The 17,680-nt window shown below is 42.8% G+C and carries 20 protein-coding genes and 2 riboswitches; of the genes, 5 read left to right on the forward strand and 15 right to left on the reverse strand.

Annotation, left to right across the window (positions count from 1 at the left end; genetic code table 11):
• Positions 1 to 7 precede the first annotated feature (7 nt).
• From LQ203_RS05445 to LQ203_RS05505, 13 genes are read right to left on the reverse strand one after another with little or no spacing between them, the layout of a single operon-like run.
• A complete protein-coding gene (locus LQ203_RS05445; protein ID WP_230156397.1) occupies positions 8 to 571 on the reverse strand; it encodes a nitroreductase in 564 nt (187 codons plus the stop codon).
• Positions 550 to 1,359, reverse strand: a complete 810-nt coding sequence (gene cobA / locus LQ203_RS05450) for a uroporphyrinogen-III C-methyltransferase (protein WP_230156399.1) — start codon at positions 1,357 to 1,359, stop codon at positions 550 to 552. The genes LQ203_RS05445 and cobA overlap by 22 nt, the downstream gene beginning before the upstream one ends.
• 14 nt (positions 1,360 to 1,373) lie before the next feature.
• Positions 1,374 to 2,774, reverse strand: coding sequence for a cobyrinate a,c-diamide synthase (locus LQ203_RS05455; protein ID WP_230156401.1), 1,401 nt, complete (start codon positions 2,772 to 2,774; stop codon positions 1,374 to 1,376).
• 17 nt (positions 2,775 to 2,791) lie between these two features.
• Positions 2,792 to 3,913 (reverse strand): cobalamin biosynthesis protein, encoded by a 1,122-nt coding sequence (locus tag LQ203_RS05460; RefSeq protein WP_230156714.1) that lies wholly within the window; start codon positions 3,911 to 3,913, stop codon positions 2,792 to 2,794.
• Positions 3,913 to 4,689 (reverse strand): precorrin-4 C(11)-methyltransferase, encoded by a 777-nt coding sequence (gene cobM, locus LQ203_RS05465; RefSeq protein WP_230156403.1) that lies wholly within the window; start codon positions 4,687 to 4,689, stop codon positions 3,913 to 3,915. The genes LQ203_RS05460 and cobM overlap by 1 nt, the downstream gene beginning before the upstream one ends.
• On the reverse strand, positions 4,686 to 5,393 hold the full coding sequence (gene cobI, locus LQ203_RS05470; protein WP_098371853.1) for a precorrin-2 C(20)-methyltransferase: 708 nt from the start codon (positions 5,391 to 5,393) through the stop codon (positions 4,686 to 4,688). Before cobI ends, cobM begins: the two co-directional genes overlap by 4 nt.
• A complete protein-coding gene (gene cbiE, locus LQ203_RS05475; RefSeq protein WP_230156405.1) occupies positions 5,386 to 6,600 on the reverse strand; it encodes a precorrin-6y C5,15-methyltransferase (decarboxylating) subunit CbiE in 1,215 nt (404 codons plus the stop codon). The genes cobI and cbiE overlap by 8 nt, the downstream gene beginning before the upstream one ends.
• Entirely contained in the window at positions 6,563 to 7,696 is a 1,134-nt protein-coding gene (locus LQ203_RS05480) for a cobalt-precorrin-5B (C(1))-methyltransferase (protein WP_230156407.1), read from the reverse strand. Before LQ203_RS05480 ends, cbiE begins: the two co-directional genes overlap by 38 nt.
• 5 nt (positions 7,697 to 7,701) lie before the next feature.
• On the reverse strand, positions 7,702 to 8,349 hold the full coding sequence (locus tag LQ203_RS05485; RefSeq protein WP_230156409.1) for a precorrin-8X methylmutase: 648 nt from the start codon (positions 8,347 to 8,349) through the stop codon (positions 7,702 to 7,704).
• Between the two features lie 15 nt (positions 8,350 to 8,364).
• Entirely contained in the window at positions 8,365 to 9,132 is a 768-nt protein-coding gene (gene cobK / locus LQ203_RS05490) for a precorrin-6A reductase (protein WP_230156411.1), read from the reverse strand.
• Positions 9,129 to 10,058: a sirohydrochlorin chelatase gene (locus tag LQ203_RS05495; protein WP_230156413.1), complete on the reverse strand. Its 930-nt coding sequence runs from the start codon at positions 10,056 to 10,058 to the stop codon at positions 9,129 to 9,131. Before LQ203_RS05495 ends, cobK begins: the two co-directional genes overlap by 4 nt.
• Before the next feature lie 20 nt (positions 10,059 to 10,078).
• Positions 10,079 to 11,734, reverse strand: coding sequence for a precorrin-3B C(17)-methyltransferase (gene cobJ / locus LQ203_RS05500; RefSeq protein WP_230156415.1), 1,656 nt, complete (start codon positions 11,732 to 11,734; stop codon positions 10,079 to 10,081).
• 14 nt (positions 11,735 to 11,748) lie between these two features.
• Complete coding sequence (locus tag LQ203_RS05505) at positions 11,749 to 12,117, reverse strand: (2Fe-2S) ferredoxin domain-containing protein (protein WP_230156417.1); 369 nt, start codon at positions 12,115 to 12,117, stop codon at positions 11,749 to 11,751.
• A gap of 148 nt (positions 12,118 to 12,265) precedes the next feature.
• Positions 12,266 to 12,456, reverse strand: a riboswitch (cobalamin riboswitch).
• A 201-nt stretch (positions 12,457 to 12,657) separates the two neighbouring features.
• Positions 12,658 to 12,854, forward strand: a riboswitch (cobalamin riboswitch).
• On the opposite strand from LQ203_RS05505, the gene LQ203_RS05510 reads away from it, so the two are divergent.
• The 5 genes from LQ203_RS05510 to LQ203_RS05530 all read left to right on the forward strand — a co-directional run bounded on the left by LQ203_RS05510 (position 12,837) and on the right by LQ203_RS05530 (position 15,712).
• Positions 12,837 to 12,995 (forward strand): hypothetical protein, encoded by a 159-nt coding sequence (locus LQ203_RS05510; protein WP_230156419.1) that lies wholly within the window; start codon positions 12,837 to 12,839, stop codon positions 12,993 to 12,995. It overlaps the preceding riboswitch by 18 nt.
• Positions 12,996 to 13,028: 33 nt before the next feature.
• Positions 13,029 to 13,772 carry an energy-coupling factor ABC transporter permease gene (locus LQ203_RS05515; protein ID WP_230156421.1) on the forward strand — a complete coding sequence of 248 codons (744 nt, stop codon included), beginning with the start codon at positions 13,029 to 13,031 and terminating at the stop codon, positions 13,770 to 13,772.
• A 1-nt stretch (position 13,773) separates the two neighbouring features.
• Positions 13,774 to 14,085: an energy-coupling factor ABC transporter substrate-binding protein gene (locus LQ203_RS05520; protein ID WP_230156422.1), complete on the forward strand. Its 312-nt coding sequence runs from the start codon at positions 13,774 to 13,776 to the stop codon at positions 14,083 to 14,085.
• Entirely contained in the window at positions 14,072 to 14,848 is a 777-nt protein-coding gene (gene cbiQ, locus LQ203_RS05525) for a cobalt ECF transporter T component CbiQ (protein WP_290370529.1), read from the forward strand. The genes LQ203_RS05520 and cbiQ overlap by 14 nt, the downstream gene beginning before the upstream one ends.
• Positions 14,849 to 14,866: 18 nt before the next feature.
• A complete protein-coding gene (locus LQ203_RS05530; RefSeq protein WP_230156423.1) occupies positions 14,867 to 15,712 on the forward strand; it encodes an ATP-binding cassette domain-containing protein in 846 nt (281 codons plus the stop codon).
• Between the two features lie 103 nt (positions 15,713 to 15,815).
• Here LQ203_RS05530 and LQ203_RS05535 read toward each other — a convergent pair whose 3' ends face one another.
• The gene (locus LQ203_RS05535) at positions 15,816 to 16,037 is read right to left on the reverse strand and encodes a YozQ family protein (protein ID WP_230156424.1); all 222 of its coding nucleotides are present in this window, start codon (positions 16,035 to 16,037) and stop codon (positions 15,816 to 15,818) included.
• Between the two features lie 215 nt (positions 16,038 to 16,252).
• Positions 16,253 to 17,680 carry an alanine/glycine:cation symporter family protein gene (locus LQ203_RS05540; protein ID WP_230156425.1) on the reverse strand — a complete coding sequence of 476 codons (1,428 nt, stop codon included), beginning with the start codon at positions 17,678 to 17,680 and terminating at the stop codon, positions 16,253 to 16,255.

Below are 17,680 nucleotides of genomic sequence, written 5' to 3' on the forward strand. Positions count from 1 at the left end.
CCCACCTTCATAGCCAAACTGTTTTTTCTATGTATGAAGTCCTTTTAGTAGCAGGAACTGGTTGATCATCTTTTGGATATCCAACAAAAATGGTGCCGATCACTTTTTTGTTTTCCGGTGAACCGATAAACCCGTGCAGTCGTTCATCCCTGACAAGACCCACTCCCCTAGTACGCCAAACGAATCCAAGACCAAGTTCTTTCGCGGCAAGCCACATCGAATGGACAGCACAGCAAGAGGCAAAAACATTGTCTTCGGATGAATCCGGATCGTCTGGCAGCAAATCAGAAGTCACAACAATGATAAGCGGTGTCGTCTTTACAACTTCCAGTGAACTGTCAATCAATTTTGGTTTGGTCGGGAAGCGTTCATGTAAATAACTTTCAGCCAACCTTTCGTAACGGAGCTTAGCTTCTCCCTTGATGACATAAAAACCCCACGGTTCACGCAGTCGATCGTTAGGGGCATATGTAGCTGCTTCCAATAGCATCCTGATTTTTTCATCTTCCACGTCTTTATCTTCGTAATTCCTTATTGCTCTGCGTTCCTTCAATTCTTGAATGATGGACATTCCGACTCATTCCCTTCAATAATGGACTCTGATTCAATCATTCTATCAAACCACTGGATTTTTTCTCTTAATTGGACGACATCGCCTACTAGGAAGATTGACGGATTTTGAAACTCTTCTTTCAAAGCTAGCAAAGGAATCGAATTCAACGTACCGGTGATCGTCCTTTGTTTTTGTGTCGTACCCCATTCAATGACGGCCACTGGCGTATTACCGTCCCTGCCATGCTCCATCAATTTTTCACAGATAAACGGCATATTCCCTATTCCCATATAAAAGGCGATGGTATCGATTCCTTGAGCCAATGCCTGCCAATTCAGGTTATCTTGCCCCTTGTAATCACGTCCATGTCCTGTCACAATCGCATAACTAGACGCATGATCACGATGGGTAACCGGGATACCCGCATAAGCCGGAGCCGCGATTCCCGCTGTGATTCCTGGGACGATATCATATTCAATCCCATTGGCAGCCAGTATCTCGGCTTCCTCCCCACCCCGCCCAAAGACAAATGGATCTCCGCCCTTTAGACGAGTTACATTTTTTCCCTGCAAGGCTTTTTCTACTAAAAGTTCATGAATTTCATTTTGTATGAGATGATGTCTCCCTGGTGATTTCCCGCAATATACTAGTTCTGCGTTTTCTTTTGCATAGGTTAATAGTTCTGGATTGACTAGCCTGTCATATGCAATGACATCCGCCTTTTGGATACATTCCAGTCCATATACCGTAATCAGTTTCGGATCTCCGGGACCCGCACCGACCAGATGTACTTTTCCCGGTTTCATGCTCGTGCCTCCTCTTAATCTTCAAAAAATATCTTTTCCTTGTTAGATCCGTTTTTTTGTTGTAAGCAAGCATCCATCCAATTCTCGACAAGCGTTGGATTGGATGCAAAATGAAAGTGAGTATACCCAGCAACAAGGTTACCCAATACACATCCCTCTTGTTTCGAGCCGAATCTGCCTTTGGCCTCATACGCATGTGGAAGTTCAGCATTTGCTTCAAATGTCGAATAATGAAATTCATGACCTTTTGCCTGCTCATGATCCTTGATTAAAAAATTGCTTGGAGTTCCGGTAATTTCACGATATCCAAGTGCTGCAAGCTTTTTCTGCATTCTAATCCTGCCTGGAATCACCCCTGCCATCTGATGCGTTTCTCCGGAAGTGGTTTCAATCGATTGGCTCAAAAACATGAAACCGCCACATTCCGCCAAAGTCGGCATCCCCTTATCAATGGAGCTTCTGATGGATCTAATAGCACTCACGTTACCGGAAAGTTCGGCTGCGAATTCCTCAGGAAAACCGCCTCCAAGGTATAAACCATCAGCTTCCAATGGAACTTCATCCCCTTTTAATGGAGAAAAATACTTGATGTTCGCCCCTTTCGCTTCGAGCAACTCAAGGTTTTCTTGATAATAAAAATTAAAGGCTGCATCTTTTGCGACGGCAATGCACACGCCTTTTTTATTTTGGGGCTGAAATATATTTGAGTTTCCACTTGAAACGGCACTTGTCTTAGACAAACGGTACAACTGATCGACATCGATGGTTTCCATGACTAATTGTGCAAGTTTATCGAAAAACGGGTTAAGTTCCCCGCGCTCAATAGCAGGAATTAGACCCAAATGACGGCTAGGAATATTAATATCCAATTCCCGCTTCATATATCCCAGCACCGGAACATCGCATTCTTGCTCAATGGCCGCTTTGACTATGTTGTAATGCCCCTCACTGCCCACTTGATTGGCAATAACCCCAATGATGTTCGGACCGGTTGAAAAGTCCTGAAACCCTTTAACAATGGCGGCGGCACTCCGCGCCATGCTGGCACAGTTGACAATCAACAAGACAGGGCTTTGGGTGATCATGCTGATTTCAGCCGTCGACCCTGTATTCGATAAAGGACTTTTGCCATCGAAAAAGCCCATGACTCCTTCGATGATTGAAATATCAGCTCCTATACTTGCTTTGTTAAGTATTTCGCGAACGGTATCGTGTTCAAACATCCAACTGTCAAGATTGCGTGAAGTACGTCCTGTAACTGCGGTATGATAGGTTGGATCAATATAGTCAGGACCACATTTGAATCCTTGAACGGTATAGCCTTGCTTCTGTAGAGCTGCCATGATCCCGATTGTCAATGTCGTTTTTCCGACACCGCTTCCGGTACCCGCGATGACCAATCTTCTATCGCTCATTCATGTTTCCCCCCTTCTTAAAAAGGAATGATCCCAACTGATATGGTGACGTTCCCCGACTTTTTCTTGACCAGTACCAAATGTTCCGCTTTTGTATAAATTCTAACAGCTGGTTCACTCACACCGTATGCCCCTGTGTATTTAAATACTGTGTCGGATGGCGCTTCGATTTTAGCTTGATTAAGCTCTACTGGTTCATAATGCACAAATTCCCAGCCAAACTTCTTCACTACTTCAATCAAACCAATTTCGTCTTTCTTTAAAGATATTGTACAGATCGCTTTAACACTTTTTATGGAAAACGATAATTCCGCAAGTGTTTCTGCAATTACCTGCTCAATTTCAGCAGTCGATGTTCCCCTATTGCAACCAATACCGAGAACAATGACTTTAGGACGATAAACGATACCATTTTCCAAGATCTTCTTTTCCGACTCTCTAAGCAATCGGTGAGTCACGACCAGAGCTGCTTGTGGCTTTGCTTGAAGCGCTTTTTCAATGGATGGGTATACGATAATTTGCTCAGGTAATGTCGTTTCATACGACCACCAGTTCCGTTCACCTGACTCCTGTACAACAGCGACATGCTCTTCATTAACAACGGATGCACTTACTGGCGTCAATTTTTCTGCAGAATCCCAAATCCAGCCAAAGCGCTGGCCGAATAAGTCGACAGGAATCGTTTTTTGTACATCTGAAGCCGTCGTGATTATAGCATTTGCGTCAAGGGCTGCTGCGACTTCCTTAGTCAGTTCATTTGCACCTCCAAGATGCCCTGACAATACGCTGATAACATTTTCTCCCTTGTCATCAATGACAACCACACCTGGATCCGTTTTCTTATCCTTTAAAATGGGGGCAATCATCCTGACGACCGCTCCGAGTGAAATAATTAAAATGATTCCTTTATACTCCTTGAATAGGGCTGGTAAAAGCATACGGACACTTCCCGAAAAAAGCTGGATCTGTTTCCGTTCCTCGTCCCCTTTTTCAAACTTGCTCATGTAATAAAGATCGGCATTTGAAAAAACGGTATGTAAGTTTCGGGCTAGTTGAACCCCATGCTTAGTAATTGCCACGATTGCATAGGAATGTGATGTCTTAATGGGAGCAAGCTCCTCTTCTTTCAATTCAATGATCATGGCTTGACCCCTTTTCGGTAACCATGGGTAAAGCTCGCATCATATAGTTTTGAACGATACTCATCTTTATCATGGATATTGGGGTCCAAGGCCCAGCCTGCCAAGATCATGGCATGCTTACGAATGCCATTTTTGCGCATATCATCGTCAAGATTCGATAAAGTGGTACGGACAATTTTTTGGTCCGGCCATGTTGCCCGTTGAATGACGGCAACAGGCGTATCATCTTTCCAACCGGCTGCCTGGAGTTCTTTGACGATTTTTTTGGTTAAGGTCGCGCTCAAGAAAAGGGCAATCGTACAATGATGACTCGCTAAATCCCGTAATTTTTCGAATTCCGGAACCGGTGTACGTCCTTCAGCTCTCGTTAAAATAAGAGTCTGGGTTAAATCGGGTATCGTCAGCTCGGCACCAATAGCCGCTGCTGAAGCGAATACCGAACTTACGCCAGGAATCACCTCATAACCAATATCCTCTTTCTTCAATAAGACAATCTGCTCCATAATTGCACCGTACATAGCAGGATCACCTGTATGGATTCTGGCAACCATCTTTCCTGCTTTAACACGATCAACCATAATGTCAACAATTTCTTCCAAATGCATGCCAGCCGTTTTCAGGACCTCGGCATCGGGTTTTGCCTTAGCAATCAATTCCTCATTCACTAATGAATCCGTATATAAGATCACATCAGCCGTTTGGAGAATGTTCAATCCTTTTACAGTAATCAAATCCGGATCGCCCGGGCCGGCACCTACAATATATATCTTCATTTCCTCACCACCATCAATGTTAAATATTCCAGTTCTAGTCCTTCCAATTCACTTACTTTCCAAATCACTTCTTCATCGGATGTGACTTTGGTTACGACCGATGCCTTTTCAAGCAAGTCTAAATCTTTTAAAACAGTAATCATTAAATCAATGACTTTTGCCACTTTGATGAACACCACGGCATCATGATCTTCAATCGCCTTCTTCATCGCTTCATAATCATCTCTTGCAGGAACGATCGCGACATGATCATCCCCATCAGCCAAAGCGATGCCCAACCTTGACGCAGATCCATTAAACGAAGAAATGCCTGGGACTGTCTTGATTTCGACTTCTGGATGCAGCTCCTGCATCAATTTCATCATATGTATGAACGTACTATATAAAAGAGGATCACCTTCCGTAACGAAAGCAACATCTTTTCCTTCATTTAATTTTTGCCAAACCTTTTCAACCGTTCCGTTCCATTCCCGATCCAAAATCGCTTGATCTTTCGTCATCGGAAATACAAGGCCCAGCATATCCTTCTCTTCAGGACGAATGTACACTTCAACGATACGATGGGCGTAGCTTTTACTTCCTTTTCTTTTTTTCGGATACGCAATGACCGGAGATTCCTGAATCACGCGAAATGCCTTAACTGTAATAAGCTCTGGATCGCCCGGACCTACCCCAAGGCCATATAATGTACCAAGATTACTCATTTGTGTCTTCCTTTCGTTTTGCAGTTATGATATAAACCGGATTAAGCGGTACAAATCGGTTCATTCCCAATATCGGCTTACTTCTGGAGATTTGCGCATGCATGATGGACGTGTCAAACCCGGCTTCACCAAATGCCTCATTAGCCCTGTAAAGATTCTCTATTGTTGCAGCGTTAAGAACGATTCTGCCTCCTTCTTTCAGCCTTTTGCAGCAAGTATTGATTAGATCTACCATTTCGCCGCCAGTCCCGCCAATAAAAATCGCATCTGGATCTGGAAAGGTTTCCAAGCCTTGCGGAGCTTTTCCATGAATCGCTGTTAAATCGGTACGAAATTTACGTTGATTTTGATAACAATTTTCTAAATCAGGCTCGTTTTTTTCAATTGCATAAATTTGGCCTTCAGGTGCAAGCTTAGCTGCTTCTATTGCCATGGATCCCGTACAAGTCCCAACATCCCAAACTATACTGCTTTTCTTTAGCTTCAATGCATGCAGGCTTAATACTCGAATTTCCTTTTTGGTTATGAGGCCTTTATCCGGCTTCCGCTGTGAAAATTCTTCATCTTCTATCCCTAATGACCAACTCGGCCCTTCTGATTTCCGTTTTAAAATGACGACGTTCAACGGGGAGAATTCACGCTCCATCATTTCATCAAGTTCATACCAACCTGAGGTTTCCGTTTCCCCTTGAAGATTTTCGGCCACAAATGCCCGATATTCTGTCATTCCATACGAAAGGAGATATTTAGCCAATTGGTTGGGACTATTTTCAACGTCAGTAAGCAAGGCAACTTTTGCTTTCCCATCAATCCTTTGTGCCAGCCCTTTCATACTGCGACCATGTACACTAACAAGAAAAGCATCTTGCCAGCTCTCACCCATTTTTGCAAAAGCAAGTTGAATGGAACTGAAATATGGGTAAACTTCCATGTTGATTTTGCTGGAAAGATAGCCTCCCATTCCGTAAAATAATGGGTCACCGGATGCTAAAATAACAGTTGGGCGAGTTTCCTCCTGCAGTTGTTCTACAACTGTTTTCAAACCGCCCTTTATGATAATCTTTTTGCCAGAATAGTTCGGAAAGAAGGATAAGACCCGCTCACCTCCGACCAGCACTTCACTTTCTTCTATCCATTGGGCATATTGAGGCAGTAAGCTTTCCTGACCGTTATCCCCTATCCCGATTAATTTCATCGATTGACTCAATTCCAACAGCCCTTCCCAATAATTGTCCTTTCAACGAATAAATCGCCGTTTCCATTTCAATGTCACCCTTCACTTGCTTTATTGCAGAGTGACAACAGGATTCACATAGTTTATTAAAAAATTCAAAATTATTAATCTCTGACATCATGTCCCCTACCTGTGAAGCGGTGTTTGCATTCTTGATTTCAAGAACCAGTTCTTCTTCAGCTCCGACGCTTTGGGCAATTTCCGATAGAAATCCGAAATCGACCGGAGCACTTTTTGAATGGACCATCATTACACCTTGGGCAACTTTTGAAAATTTCCCCATCATGCCGACCAATGACACCTTTTTAATTCCCTGCCTTTTACATTGCTTTAGCGAGAATCCTACAAAGTCACCCATTTCAATAAAGGCTTCTTCAGGTAAATCAGGAAGAAGGCCCATTGCATACTTTTCACTCCGCCCCCCAGTGGTTAGGACAAGATGCTCACACCCACTCGCCTTGGCGACACTGATAGCCTGGACGATACTTGCCATATAGGCGGAACTGGAAAAAGGGACGACGGTGCCCCTTGTTCCCAAAATGGAAATGCCTCCCACAATCCCCAAGCGCCCATTTAATGTTTTTTTTGCAATTTCTTCACCTGCCGGAACGGAGATAACGACTTTCACACCTCTATCAATCTTAAATTCTTCCAATGTTTGCTGCACAGTGGATAAGATCATTTTGCGCGGTACAGGATTAATGGCCGCTTCCCCTACAGGAACGGGAAGCCCGGGTTTGGTCACTCGCCCCACACCAATCCCTCCATCCAAGATGATCCCAGGAGCATCCGACCAGCTGACAGTAGAAATGATATGTGCCAAATGGGTGGCATCTGGATCATCTCCAGCATCTTTAATCGTTTCTGCACTAACCGAATTTTCCGATATATCATATCTCTCAATGGTGAAAGTGGCATCACGGCCGATCGGCAAGGAAATCGTAGCCTCCTCAAGGGCATCCCCCGTGATCAAAGCGGTCAATGCCGCTTTAGTCACGGCTGTCGAACATGCCCCCGTCGTATACCCATGACGCATTTGTGAGGGATCTTTTTTTACTTTCTTTTCCATGTTTATTAACTATCAGCTAAAAGGGAAATTGCGTTCAATGCTGCAACCGTGACAGTACTTCCACCTTTTCGGCCAATATTCGTAATGAATGGCACTTCTGTGATCTTAGCCAGTTCCTCTTTCGACTCCGCTGCAGAAACGAACCCAACAGGCATTCCAATAATTAAGTCCGGCTTTGCAATCCCTTCTTTAATAAGGCGAATGAGCTCAAGTAAAGCTGTAGGTGCATTGCCAATGGCATAAATGCCCCCTTCATTTTCCTTTACCGCTTTTTGCATCGAAATGATCGCTCTTGTCGTATTCAAACGTTTTGCTTCGACCATCACATCTGGATCTGAAATGTAGCAATGAACGTCCCCCCCGTGTTTTTGAAATCTTTTTTTGCCTGTACCGCTCTCGATCATTTGCACATCCGCAATGACATGTCTACCTTTGCGAATGGCTTCCACACCAGCTTGAATGGCATTTGGATGGACGATGACACTTCTTCCCAATTCAAAATCAGCTGAAGCATGAATGACCCGGCGGACGATCTTCCATTCATCCTCAGAAAAATCATGATCGCCCATTTCTTCAGCTATCATTGAAAAACTATAATCATATATTTTGTCTGGATCTACCGTTAGTGGTTTGAAATCCGTTTTAAAATCCATCTTGCATTCCTCCTATTATTTATTCAACTGATTATTCAACTCGGCAATAACATGATCAAAACTGGAATGAACATTTTGATAGTCAACATCTGGCCTTGATATCATAATCGTCTCTATTCCACATTCCAACGCGGCTTCCAATTTCTCATCAACCGCACCGACCTTGCCACTTTCTTTCGTTATCATCAATGTGACGCCATACTGTTTATATAGGGCTTTATTTAATTCTTTGGAAAATGGACCTTGAATCGCAACGATATTTTTTTGTTCAATGCCTAGCTGCGCACATTTTTCCATATTATCCATGCGTGGCAGCATTCTCGCTATCACTCTAGTATTATCGAGCCCTACCAATTCTTTTGCGAAGACAGCCAGGGTTTTACTTCCGGTCGTGAGCATGATGACTCCCCGTTTTACGGCGGCAAGCTTAGCAGCTTCTTCATAATCACGAACCACTATCAGTTTGTCATTCTGAAACCGTTGACTTTCACGCTCATAACGAATATAAGGAACATTTGCTTCCTTTGCTCCGTTAAGTGCGTTTTTTGATGCTTCTTCCGCAAATGGGTGACTTGCATCAACTACAGCCTGAAAACCTTTTTCAGTGATTAAAGAGGTCATATCCTCTGCAGTTAATCGGCCAATCCGGGTGGATATTCCTGCATCTTGCAAACTCTTTGCCGCCGACTCGGTTACAACAGTTGCCAAAACCCGGAATCCAGCCTGCTGCATTTCAATCGCTAATTCCCTTGCATCACTTGTACCCGCTAAGAACAAAATCATTTTGACGTCCCCACCGCTTGTTCATCATGGTCATGATCGTGATCGTGGTCATGATCGTGATCGTGGTCATGATGGTGATGGCCATGTTCATCATCATGGTGATGGTGATGATGCGCATGTCCATGTTCCTCAACATATAGACGATAATTTTCCATATCACGTGCCCCGCTTGATTTGCCTTCACTGGCTTCCGTTACACGTTCTTGCAGAATGTTCTGTAAGGTTGGATGATACCCAAAATACTTCGCCAAAATAAATTCCCGATCAAGATATTGCTCTTGATAGCCTTTCAGCATATCCTCCATTCTTTCCATTAACACCCCCGTGAAGAGGAAATATGGCAGCATCACTATTTTTTTTGCCCCCAACCGGATGCATCGTTCAATGCCTTCATCAACATGCGGGTCCGTTACACCCATGAACGCTGTTTCGACCCATTTAACGTTTAATTTTTCCCATAATAATCGTGAAATTTTATAGATATCACTATTTGCATCAGCATCACTGCCTCCTCGGCCAATTAGCAATATTGCTGTCTCAGCTTGTTCCGAGGATGTATCGAAGCCGGCTTCCTCAAGTCGGTCTGTCAGGATCGTCAATACATCATGGTGGACCCCGATCGTTTGACCATATGTGAATTTCACTTCTGGATACTTGGTTTTCCCATCCTCTATTTCAGCTGGGATATGTAATTTTGAATGTCCTGCATGCAACAAAATGATCGGTATGACGATAACTTCCGTAGCGCCCCGGTTTACACAATTTTCAATACCTTTGGATATATTCGGTTTTGCAAATTCCAAAAAACACGTTTCAACCAAATAGGCGTCATCCATTGCCGGAATCATATTTTCAATAAACTTGAGGACCTCTTCATTTCCTGAAGCCAAGCGGCTTCCGTGACCTACGAATAATACTGCTTTCATTTACTTTCCCCCTCTTTAAATTAGTCTTCACAAGGCGCAGGCTCTATGTGTATTTTGGGAGCAATGTCCTGATAAGAATAACTCTGAATCTTTTTGGCACGTTTGAAGTATTTAAACAGCCGCTCATTTGGATGGGCATTTTGCTTATACTCTTCTACAATGTCCGTGATCAATGCAACAAGCTGTTCCGGATCAATGCCTTCCGCAACCGGCTGACCTGGATGGGCTGTTCTTCCAACTGGTTTAGCTCCAAGGAATAAGTCAAATTTCCCTTTTCGGAAGACAATCCCGATGTCATCCATCACGGCGCTATAACAAGCCATTCCACACCCATTAAAACCGATGTTCAGTTCCTTAGGCATTTTCATTCCGCCAAGCACCCGGTGTATTTCATCCGCATATGGTATGGATTCCGCTTTTTCACCATCACAGAAATCACAGGCTTTTAATGTCAGTACATCTCCAATCGGCGATAATAGAAAGTTTGCTGATTGCAATTTCCCCGTAATGACTTCCGGGTCCGTTGTCGGGATCTTTAAAACGATCTTATGATTTGGCGTGTATTCCATCGTTCCCTTTTCCCCGACAACTTCCGCCAGTGTCATCATTTGTTTGGGAGTGAATTGTTTATTCGCCACACCTGGACTTACGGCAAGTTCGAATACCGACTCCATTTTTTGCTGGACAATCGGCTTAATGGATTGCTGAACGGTTTGACCCTTCACTCTTGACAAGGCTTCCATTGCCATTTCAAAAGAAGCGGACTTCTTTTCTGGTGCTTTTGTAAGTAATCCAACTCCTCCAGCAGGCTCGGTTAAGGTTTCTTGCATGGAATCGGCTTCTTGATCTAATGCCCACGGTTCTGCTTCTTTTTGCAGACGCTGATGCGGCTTCAATGTTTGCTTTTCCGAATTCAATGTATATTTCCTCTGATAACCTCTTGGTGTGATGATTTTGTCATCGTATAAGAAGGTGGATGAATTACCGATAATGACGGTGGTCAACATTCCAATATCGTGATTCAACATATCTTTCAAATTGGTTATGACAATATCCTGCCGATCGCGATAAGCACTTTTCACCAACCCGACAGGTGTATCTGGCGAACGGTAGCGAAGCAGAATTTTCTGTGTTTCAACAATTTGCCTAGTCCGCCTGCCGCTGCGCGGATTATAAAGGGCAATGACAAAATCAGCCATTGCAGCTGCTTCCACCCTTTTAGCGATTAGGTCCCAAGGAGTTAAATGATCACTGAGGCTGATCGTACACGAATCGTGCATGACTGGTGCCCCAAGTAAAGACGCACATGAATTAATGGCAGAAATACCAGGAATGACTTCAATGCCTACCCCCGTTTCTTCTTTCCACCCTTTTTCAATCAATACTTCATAAACCAACCCTGCCATTCCGTAAACACCGGCATCTCCACTGGAAATGACAGCCACTTTTTTTCCCAACTCCGCTTGTTTGACTGCTTCCTGAGCACGTGATACCTCTTCAGTCATCCCCGTACTAATGATCGTTTGATCTGTAAGCAGTCCCTGAATGAGTTCAACATAAGTTTTATAACCAATGATGTAGTCACTTTCTTGAAGGGCTTCGACAGCACGTTTGGTAATGTGTTCAAAATTCCCTGGTCCAAAGCCCACGACGAATAATTTACCGTTTGTACTCATTAAGACATCTCCTTTTACGATTTGTTCTTTGAAATACCTGTATGAGCAGGAAAATCAGGATTAGGGGCCATTTCCCCATCAGTAAATTGATAAATCATTTGAGGTACAAACTCCCCATCATCGATAGTACGCACAATCTGCCGACCAAAGTCAGGGGAATCCACTCGATACCATTTCCCTTGGGGATAGGCAATCACAACGCAGGCATCCTTACATCTTCCGTTACAGCGAGTCCTGGTTGTATGAATTTTCAAATCCAGTCCCTTTGAAGTAATTTCATCGCGAATCGCTTGAGTTACTTCTTCCCCACCCTTTTTCATGCAACTGCTTCCATTGCAAATCAACAAATGCGTATTTGTACCCTTCAAGTTCCAAGTAGTCATCTTCTTCCTCCTGAGTTCAGGGAAAAGGCAAAATAAAAAACCTTAACATAAGAGTCAAGGTTTAAAAAACTATATGAATGAGAAGCCTTCCGCAAATATGCTGAATCTCCCAAAATCGTCATAGTCCTTCTACCTTTCCCTCCGAAAAGTATCATACAATTTCAAAAGCAGGTTTCCTGGCTTACGCTTCATTTTACTTTGTCCCTTCCCGGCTTTAAGCCAGTGGTTATCGACAAATTCATCAGCGTTTACAGTAGCGGGGGCTGCATCGGATTTTCACCGATTTCCCTATTATCCCTTGCATATTCACACAAGAGCACTTTTAAAATGAAATATTTGGTTTTATTATACAATTATAGCTAACCTTATCTATCATATAACAACTTTAGCAAAATTCAATAGTTTATTCCGACTGTTTAGAAAAGTTTAATAGTGTAAATCCAGCCATAAGCCTTTCCTCTCTGCGATTTTAGTGAAAAAAAAAAAGAGAGTGTAGCTGGAATTATTTCTTTATGGTACACTATACGAGAATTTTCGAAATAATTACATAAGTTTTATGGTGTTGAATTTCTCGGAATTCAGCTTAAAAGGGAAGCCGGTGAAAGTCCGGAGCGGTCCCGCCACTGTAAAGGGAAGTCCTATTACGTTAACATTTATCCACTGTCAAATGAGATGGGAAGGATGTAACGGGACAATGAACCTAAGCCAGGAGACCTGCCATGAAGCGTGAAACTGTTTCAGCCTACGAGGATGGGTGTGCGGATCAGGCAGAATGGCCCATATTGGTTTATGCTGCAAAATTCCTGTTCATTACGCACTTCTTTCTTTTGAGAGAAGTGCTTTTTATGTTGGGCGCCGCTTTTCTTCTAAAGTTTTGATCAGAAAAATTAAAGGTGTTGAAAGGAGAAAGAATGAAAAGAGTCAATTGGAAAATTCTTTATTTTGTCATTTTACTGCTTCTTGTCCCAAAACGTGCGATGGCCATGCATATCATGGAGGGCTTTTTACCAATTGAATGGGCCATATTTTGGTGGGCCGTGACCCTTCCATTTCTAATCTTGGGTTACCGGTCCATTAGGTCCAAAGTAAGGGAAAACCCAGAAACAAAAATGATGCTCGGTCTATCGGGTGCATTCGTATTCATATTATCTGCCTTGAAGATTCCTTCCGTTACGGGAAGTTCTTCACACCCTACCGGAGTTGGTTTAGGTTCCATATTATTCGGGCCATTGGCCATGAGTGTCGTAGGCTCCATCGTTCTATTATTTCAAGCTGTTCTACTGGCTCACGGAGGATTGACGACATTAGGGGCCAATGCATTTTCCATGGCTGTATGCGGACCTTTCATTGCTTACTTTGTCTTCAAGGGCGCAACTAAATTGGGGTGGTCTTTTTCGCTGGCCGTTTTCTTGGCAGCTGCTTTTGGCGATTTAGGAACCTATGTGGTAACTTCCGTTCAACTTGCACTTGCTTTTCCATCCGAGGTAGGTGGATTCATGGCCTCATTCAATAAATTTGCTGGAATATTCGCCCTGACCCAAATTCCCTTGGCAATCAGCGAGGGATTATTGACAGTGGTTGTGATGAATTTCCTGAAAAAATACAATCTAGGCGAATTGAAATTACTGCGAGTTTTATCTAAGGAGGCCCGTTAACATGAAAAAAAGTTTATTGCTACTTTTCCTGGTCGTCATTCTTGCCACCATACCGTTAATAACCCAACAAGGAACGGAATTTGGCGGTGCCGACGGCGAAGCTGAAGAAGCCATCACTAAAATTCAGCCGGAATACAAGCCTTGGTTCAATAGTATTTGGGAGCCGCCAGGTGCAGAAACCGAGAGCTTATTATTTGCGCTGCAAGCTGCAATCGGAGCTGGTTTCATTGGATACTTCATTGGCGTAATGAGACAAAGGACTAAACAAACCAAACAAGAAATGAACGAAAAATCGAAACATGTTACTCATTGATAAATATGCCTATTTCAATGGGCTAAAGGATGTACATCCATTGGAAAAGATGATTTTTGCACTCTCCCTTATGCTGTTTTCGTTAACGGTAAGGGATTTGGCCGTTTCGCTCATCACTTTTATGGTGATGAGCGCTTTAATCATTTTTGTGGCAAAAATCCCGCCTTCGTATTATCTAAAATTACTCTTATTACCAGGATTCTTTCTATTATCAGGCACACTTACCATCCTTTTTTCTATCTCCAGTACATTTACTTCGATACCGAATATTTGGTGGTCCTGGAAAGTCGGAAATTGGCAAATTTTCATCAGCGATGGCAGCATTGGTACAGTGATCAATTTGATCACTGTCGTATTTAGCAGTATAAGCTGTTTATATTTCTTAACCTTGACTACACCCATTACCGTCATTCTATCCGTACTGCGAAAACTTAAAGTCCCTTCCTTATTGATCGATTTAATAGAATTGACCTATCGCTTCATCTTTATTTTTTTAGATACAGCTTTGGCCATTCACTTAGCACAAGCTTCAAGACTGGGATATGGTTCGGTAAGGCAAGGCATTCGATCTCTCGGGTTACTAACCTCATCATTATTTTTGGGAGTATTCCAGCGCTCTGGGCAATTGACGATGGCCATGAACGCAAGAGGATATCAGGAGAACCTTTCTTATATCGAGGATACTTATACCTTTTCCTCACGCAATTGGCTGATCGCCATTGTAATACTAGGAAGCTTAATCCTTATTTATGGATATATGTAAATTGGAGGCAATTCAAAAATGGAAGAGCATATTTTTAATATAGAAGGCCTCACCCACCGATTCGCAGATGGGACGTTTGCTTTAAAGGATCTATCTGTAACGATTCAACAAGGTAAAAAAATTGCCTTATTAGGCAATAATGGAGCCGGTAAATCGACTCTATTCCTCCATTTAAATGGTCTTTTACAGCCTACTGGAGGAACAGTCAGATTTAAGGGCAAGAAAATGAAATATGACCGTAAAGCATTATTATCCTTACGAAAACAAGTCGGAATCGTTTTTCAAGATCCCGACTCCCAGCTTTTTTCCGCTAATGTTCAACAGGATATATCGTTTGGACCGATGAATTTAGGATGGGATAGAAATGTAGTCCAGGAGAAAGTGCAATGGGCGATGGATCAAACGGAAGTAACGGAAATGAAAGACAAACCTACCCATTTTTTGAGCTTAGGGCAAAAAAAACGTGTCGCCATTGCCGGGGTACTTGCCATGGAACCCGATGTCTGGCTCTTAGACGAGCCTACCGCTGGATTAGATCCTTATTTCTCCAGACAGATCATGGCTCTGCTGGACAGTATCCACCACCCAGACAAAACGATAATTCTATCAACCCATGATGTTAATTTAGCCTATCAATGGGCTGATGAAGTCGTTGTCATGAACGATGGAAAGGTCATATACCAAGGGGACCCTGTATCCGTTTTTCATGATGAAGACATTTTGGTGAAGGCTCATCTCGAGAAGCCGTGGGTTTTTGAAATGTTTCAAGCCCTTCTTCAATCAAGAATACCCGGAGAAAAGGAACTTGTCCCAAGAACGAAGGAAGAGTTGCTAAAAAAAATCGAGACAGAAAAAATTTATTAATTAAAAACCCCTAGCTTGTTTCATCATTCAAAAAGCTAGGGGATTAAATCGTTATATTCTTAAAATATCAGACGAAAATTCTTGACCCTAATCAAAAAACAAGTCATTTCCTTTCTTCCTCAGATCCTTCTTTTTTAATCTCGATATCCTTTACGTTTACATCATCAATGACAGCTTTTATCTCGCCTTCCGCATAAGTATCCGAAACTTGTTCGTGGGTTGTAGCCAATCCAGAAGATAAAGTATCTTCCCGTTTATAATCGCTGACATCATATGTTCTTCCTGCGATTTCTGAAGATTCATTTTTTGATTGCTTGCTATCCATGGTTTTCACTCCCAGTTTTCAAATTGTCCAATCATCGATTGACAGCAGTAATAGAGACAAAGGTATTTTGTGTAAAAAACAAAGCAATATTCAATAATGATAAAAAAAGGAGGAAAAAAGGCTGACTCTACTTATTTTCAATCAATTGATTTCACAAAAAAAACTTACAAGCAAAATCCCTTCTCAAGGACTTTACATGTAAGCTTAATAAGAGGTTAGGCCTCCTTCTTCACATCCATATTATCGTTTGGGTCACCCCAACATTCCACATTCTTCAAACCTTTAATATTGTTCACATGGAAGACAGGATTTTTCCCACTTTTCTTTTGCTTTTGATAATCCGCCAGTGCAGCAAATGCAATCTTCCCTAGTAATGCTATGGCTATCAGGTTGATAATGGCCATAAGGGCCATCAGCAAGTCAGCCAGTCCCCAAACAAATTTCAGTGAGGCAAGCGAACCGAATATCACCATCCCTACAACTGCGATACGATAGATGTTTAACCAAACCTTATTTTCATTGATGAAGCCGATGTTCGACTCCCCATAATAATAGTTACCCACAATGGAACTAAAGGCGAATAACAGTACAATGATGGCAAGGAAAATACCAGCCCAAGATCCCAATGCGGTTCCAAGGGCATTTTGGGTAAGGACGATTCCATCCGTTTCCTTCGATGTATAAAGACCTGAAAACAAAATGATGAAGGCAGTCGAACTGCAAATGATGAGCGTATCGACAAAAACACCTAGAGACTGAATGAGACCTTGTTTGACAGGATGACTGACATCAGCTGTCGCGCCAGCATTAGGTGCACTACCCATCCCGGCTTCATTTGAAAACAAGCCGCGCTTGATTCCTTGCATCATGGCTGCTCCCAGTACTCCGCCAGCCACTTCTTTTATTCCATCGAATGCACTTTCAAAGATCAAAGCAAAAACACTCGGTAACTCGGTAATATTCATGATGATGATGATCAACGCCACTATCACATATGCTCCTGCCATGATGGGAACGATTACTTCAGATACCTTTGCAATCATTTTGATCCCGCCAAAAATGATGACAGCCGTTACGATAGCCAGGATGATAGCCGTAACCCACTTTTCAATTCCAAATGATTCGTTGAATGCGCTTGTAATCGTATTGGCTTGTACCGAATTGAAAGCAAGTCCAAATGTAAGCGAAATCAACACAGCGAACGTGATCCCCATCCAACGGGCATTCAATGCTTTTTCCATATAATAGGCAGGACCGCCACGGAATGCATCCCCATCCTTGACCTTATAGATTTGAGCAAGTGTACTTTCAATAAAAGCCGAAGCAGCTCCGATCAGTGCTATTAACCACATCCAGAAAACGGCTCCCGGACCTCCCATCGTGATTGCGATGGCAACACCTGCAAGGTTACCCGTTCCTACCCGCGATGCCGTGCTTATGCAAAATGCCTGAAACGATGTCACACCTTTTTTATCAGCTGTGGCCCCTTCGCCCAATAGCCTGAACATTTCCCCTACCATTCTGAATTGGACAAACTTCGTGCGGACGGAAAAATAAAGACCCAATCCAATCAACATGATGATCAATATGGAAGACCATAACACATCATTTGTCTCACTAATAAATTTTTCTAACATCTCCAT

The sequence above is a fragment of the Peribacillus sp. Bi96 genome, from assembly GCF_918698115.1.
Taxonomy (GTDB): domain Bacteria; phylum Bacillota; class Bacilli; order Bacillales; family DSM-1321; genus Peribacillus.

What these genes read in the sequence shown, in the direction of transcription:
- LQ203_RS05445 (WP_230156397.1), bottom strand. Translation starts at nt 571, where the DNA reads ATGTCCATCATTCAAGAATTGAAGGAACGCAGAGCAATAAGGAATTAC.
- cobA (WP_230156399.1), bottom strand. Translation starts at nt 1,359, where the DNA reads ATGAAACCGGGAAAAGTACATCTGGTCGGTGCGGGTCCCGGAGATCCG.
- LQ203_RS05455 (WP_230156401.1), bottom strand. Translation starts at nt 2,774, where the DNA reads ATGAGCGATAGAAGATTGGTCATCGCGGGTACCGGAAGCGGTGTCGGA.
- cobM (WP_230156403.1), bottom strand. Translation starts at nt 4,689, where the DNA reads ATGAAGATATATATTGTAGGTGCCGGCCCGGGCGATCCGGATTTGATT.
- cobI (WP_098371853.1), bottom strand. Translation starts at nt 5,393, where the DNA reads ATGAGTAATCTTGGTACATTATATGGCCTTGGGGTAGGTCCGGGCGAT.
- LQ203_RS05480 (WP_230156407.1), bottom strand. Translation starts at nt 7,696, where the DNA reads ATGGAAAAGAAAGTAAAAAAAGATCCCTCACAAATGCGTCATGGGTAT.
- LQ203_RS05485 (WP_230156409.1), bottom strand. Translation starts at nt 8,349, where the DNA reads ATGGATTTTAAAACGGATTTCAAACCACTAACGGTAGATCCAGACAAA.
- cobK (WP_230156411.1), bottom strand. Translation starts at nt 9,132, where the DNA reads ATGATTTTGTTCTTAGCGGGTACAAGTGATGCAAGGGAATTAGCGATT.
- LQ203_RS05495 (WP_230156413.1), bottom strand. Translation starts at nt 10,058, where the DNA reads ATGAAAGCAGTATTATTCGTAGGTCACGGAAGCCGCTTGGCTTCAGGA.
- cobJ (WP_230156415.1), bottom strand. Translation starts at nt 11,734, where the DNA reads ATGAGTACAAACGGTAAATTATTCGTCGTGGGCTTTGGACCAGGGAAT.
- LQ203_RS05505 (WP_230156417.1), bottom strand. Translation starts at nt 12,117, where the DNA reads ATGACTACTTGGAACTTGAAGGGTACAAATACGCATTTGTTGATTTGC.
- LQ203_RS05510 (WP_230156419.1), top strand. Translation starts at nt 12,837, where the DNA reads ATGAAGCGTGAAACTGTTTCAGCCTACGAGGATGGGTGTGCGGATCAG.
- LQ203_RS05515 (WP_230156421.1), top strand. Translation starts at nt 13,029, where the DNA reads ATGAAAAGAGTCAATTGGAAAATTCTTTATTTTGTCATTTTACTGCTT.
- LQ203_RS05520 (WP_230156422.1), top strand. Translation starts at nt 13,774, where the DNA reads ATGAAAAAAAGTTTATTGCTACTTTTCCTGGTCGTCATTCTTGCCACC.
- cbiQ (WP_290370529.1), top strand. Translation starts at nt 14,072, where the DNA reads ATGTTACTCATTGATAAATATGCCTATTTCAATGGGCTAAAGGATGTA.
- LQ203_RS05530 (WP_230156423.1), top strand. Translation starts at nt 14,867, where the DNA reads ATGGAAGAGCATATTTTTAATATAGAAGGCCTCACCCACCGATTCGCA.
- LQ203_RS05535 (WP_230156424.1), bottom strand. Translation starts at nt 16,037, where the DNA reads ATGGATAGCAAGCAATCAAAAAATGAATCTTCAGAAATCGCAGGAAGA.
- LQ203_RS05540 (WP_230156425.1), bottom strand. Translation starts at nt 17,680, where the DNA reads ATGGAGATGTTAGAAAAATTTATTAGTGAGACAAATGATGTGTTATGG.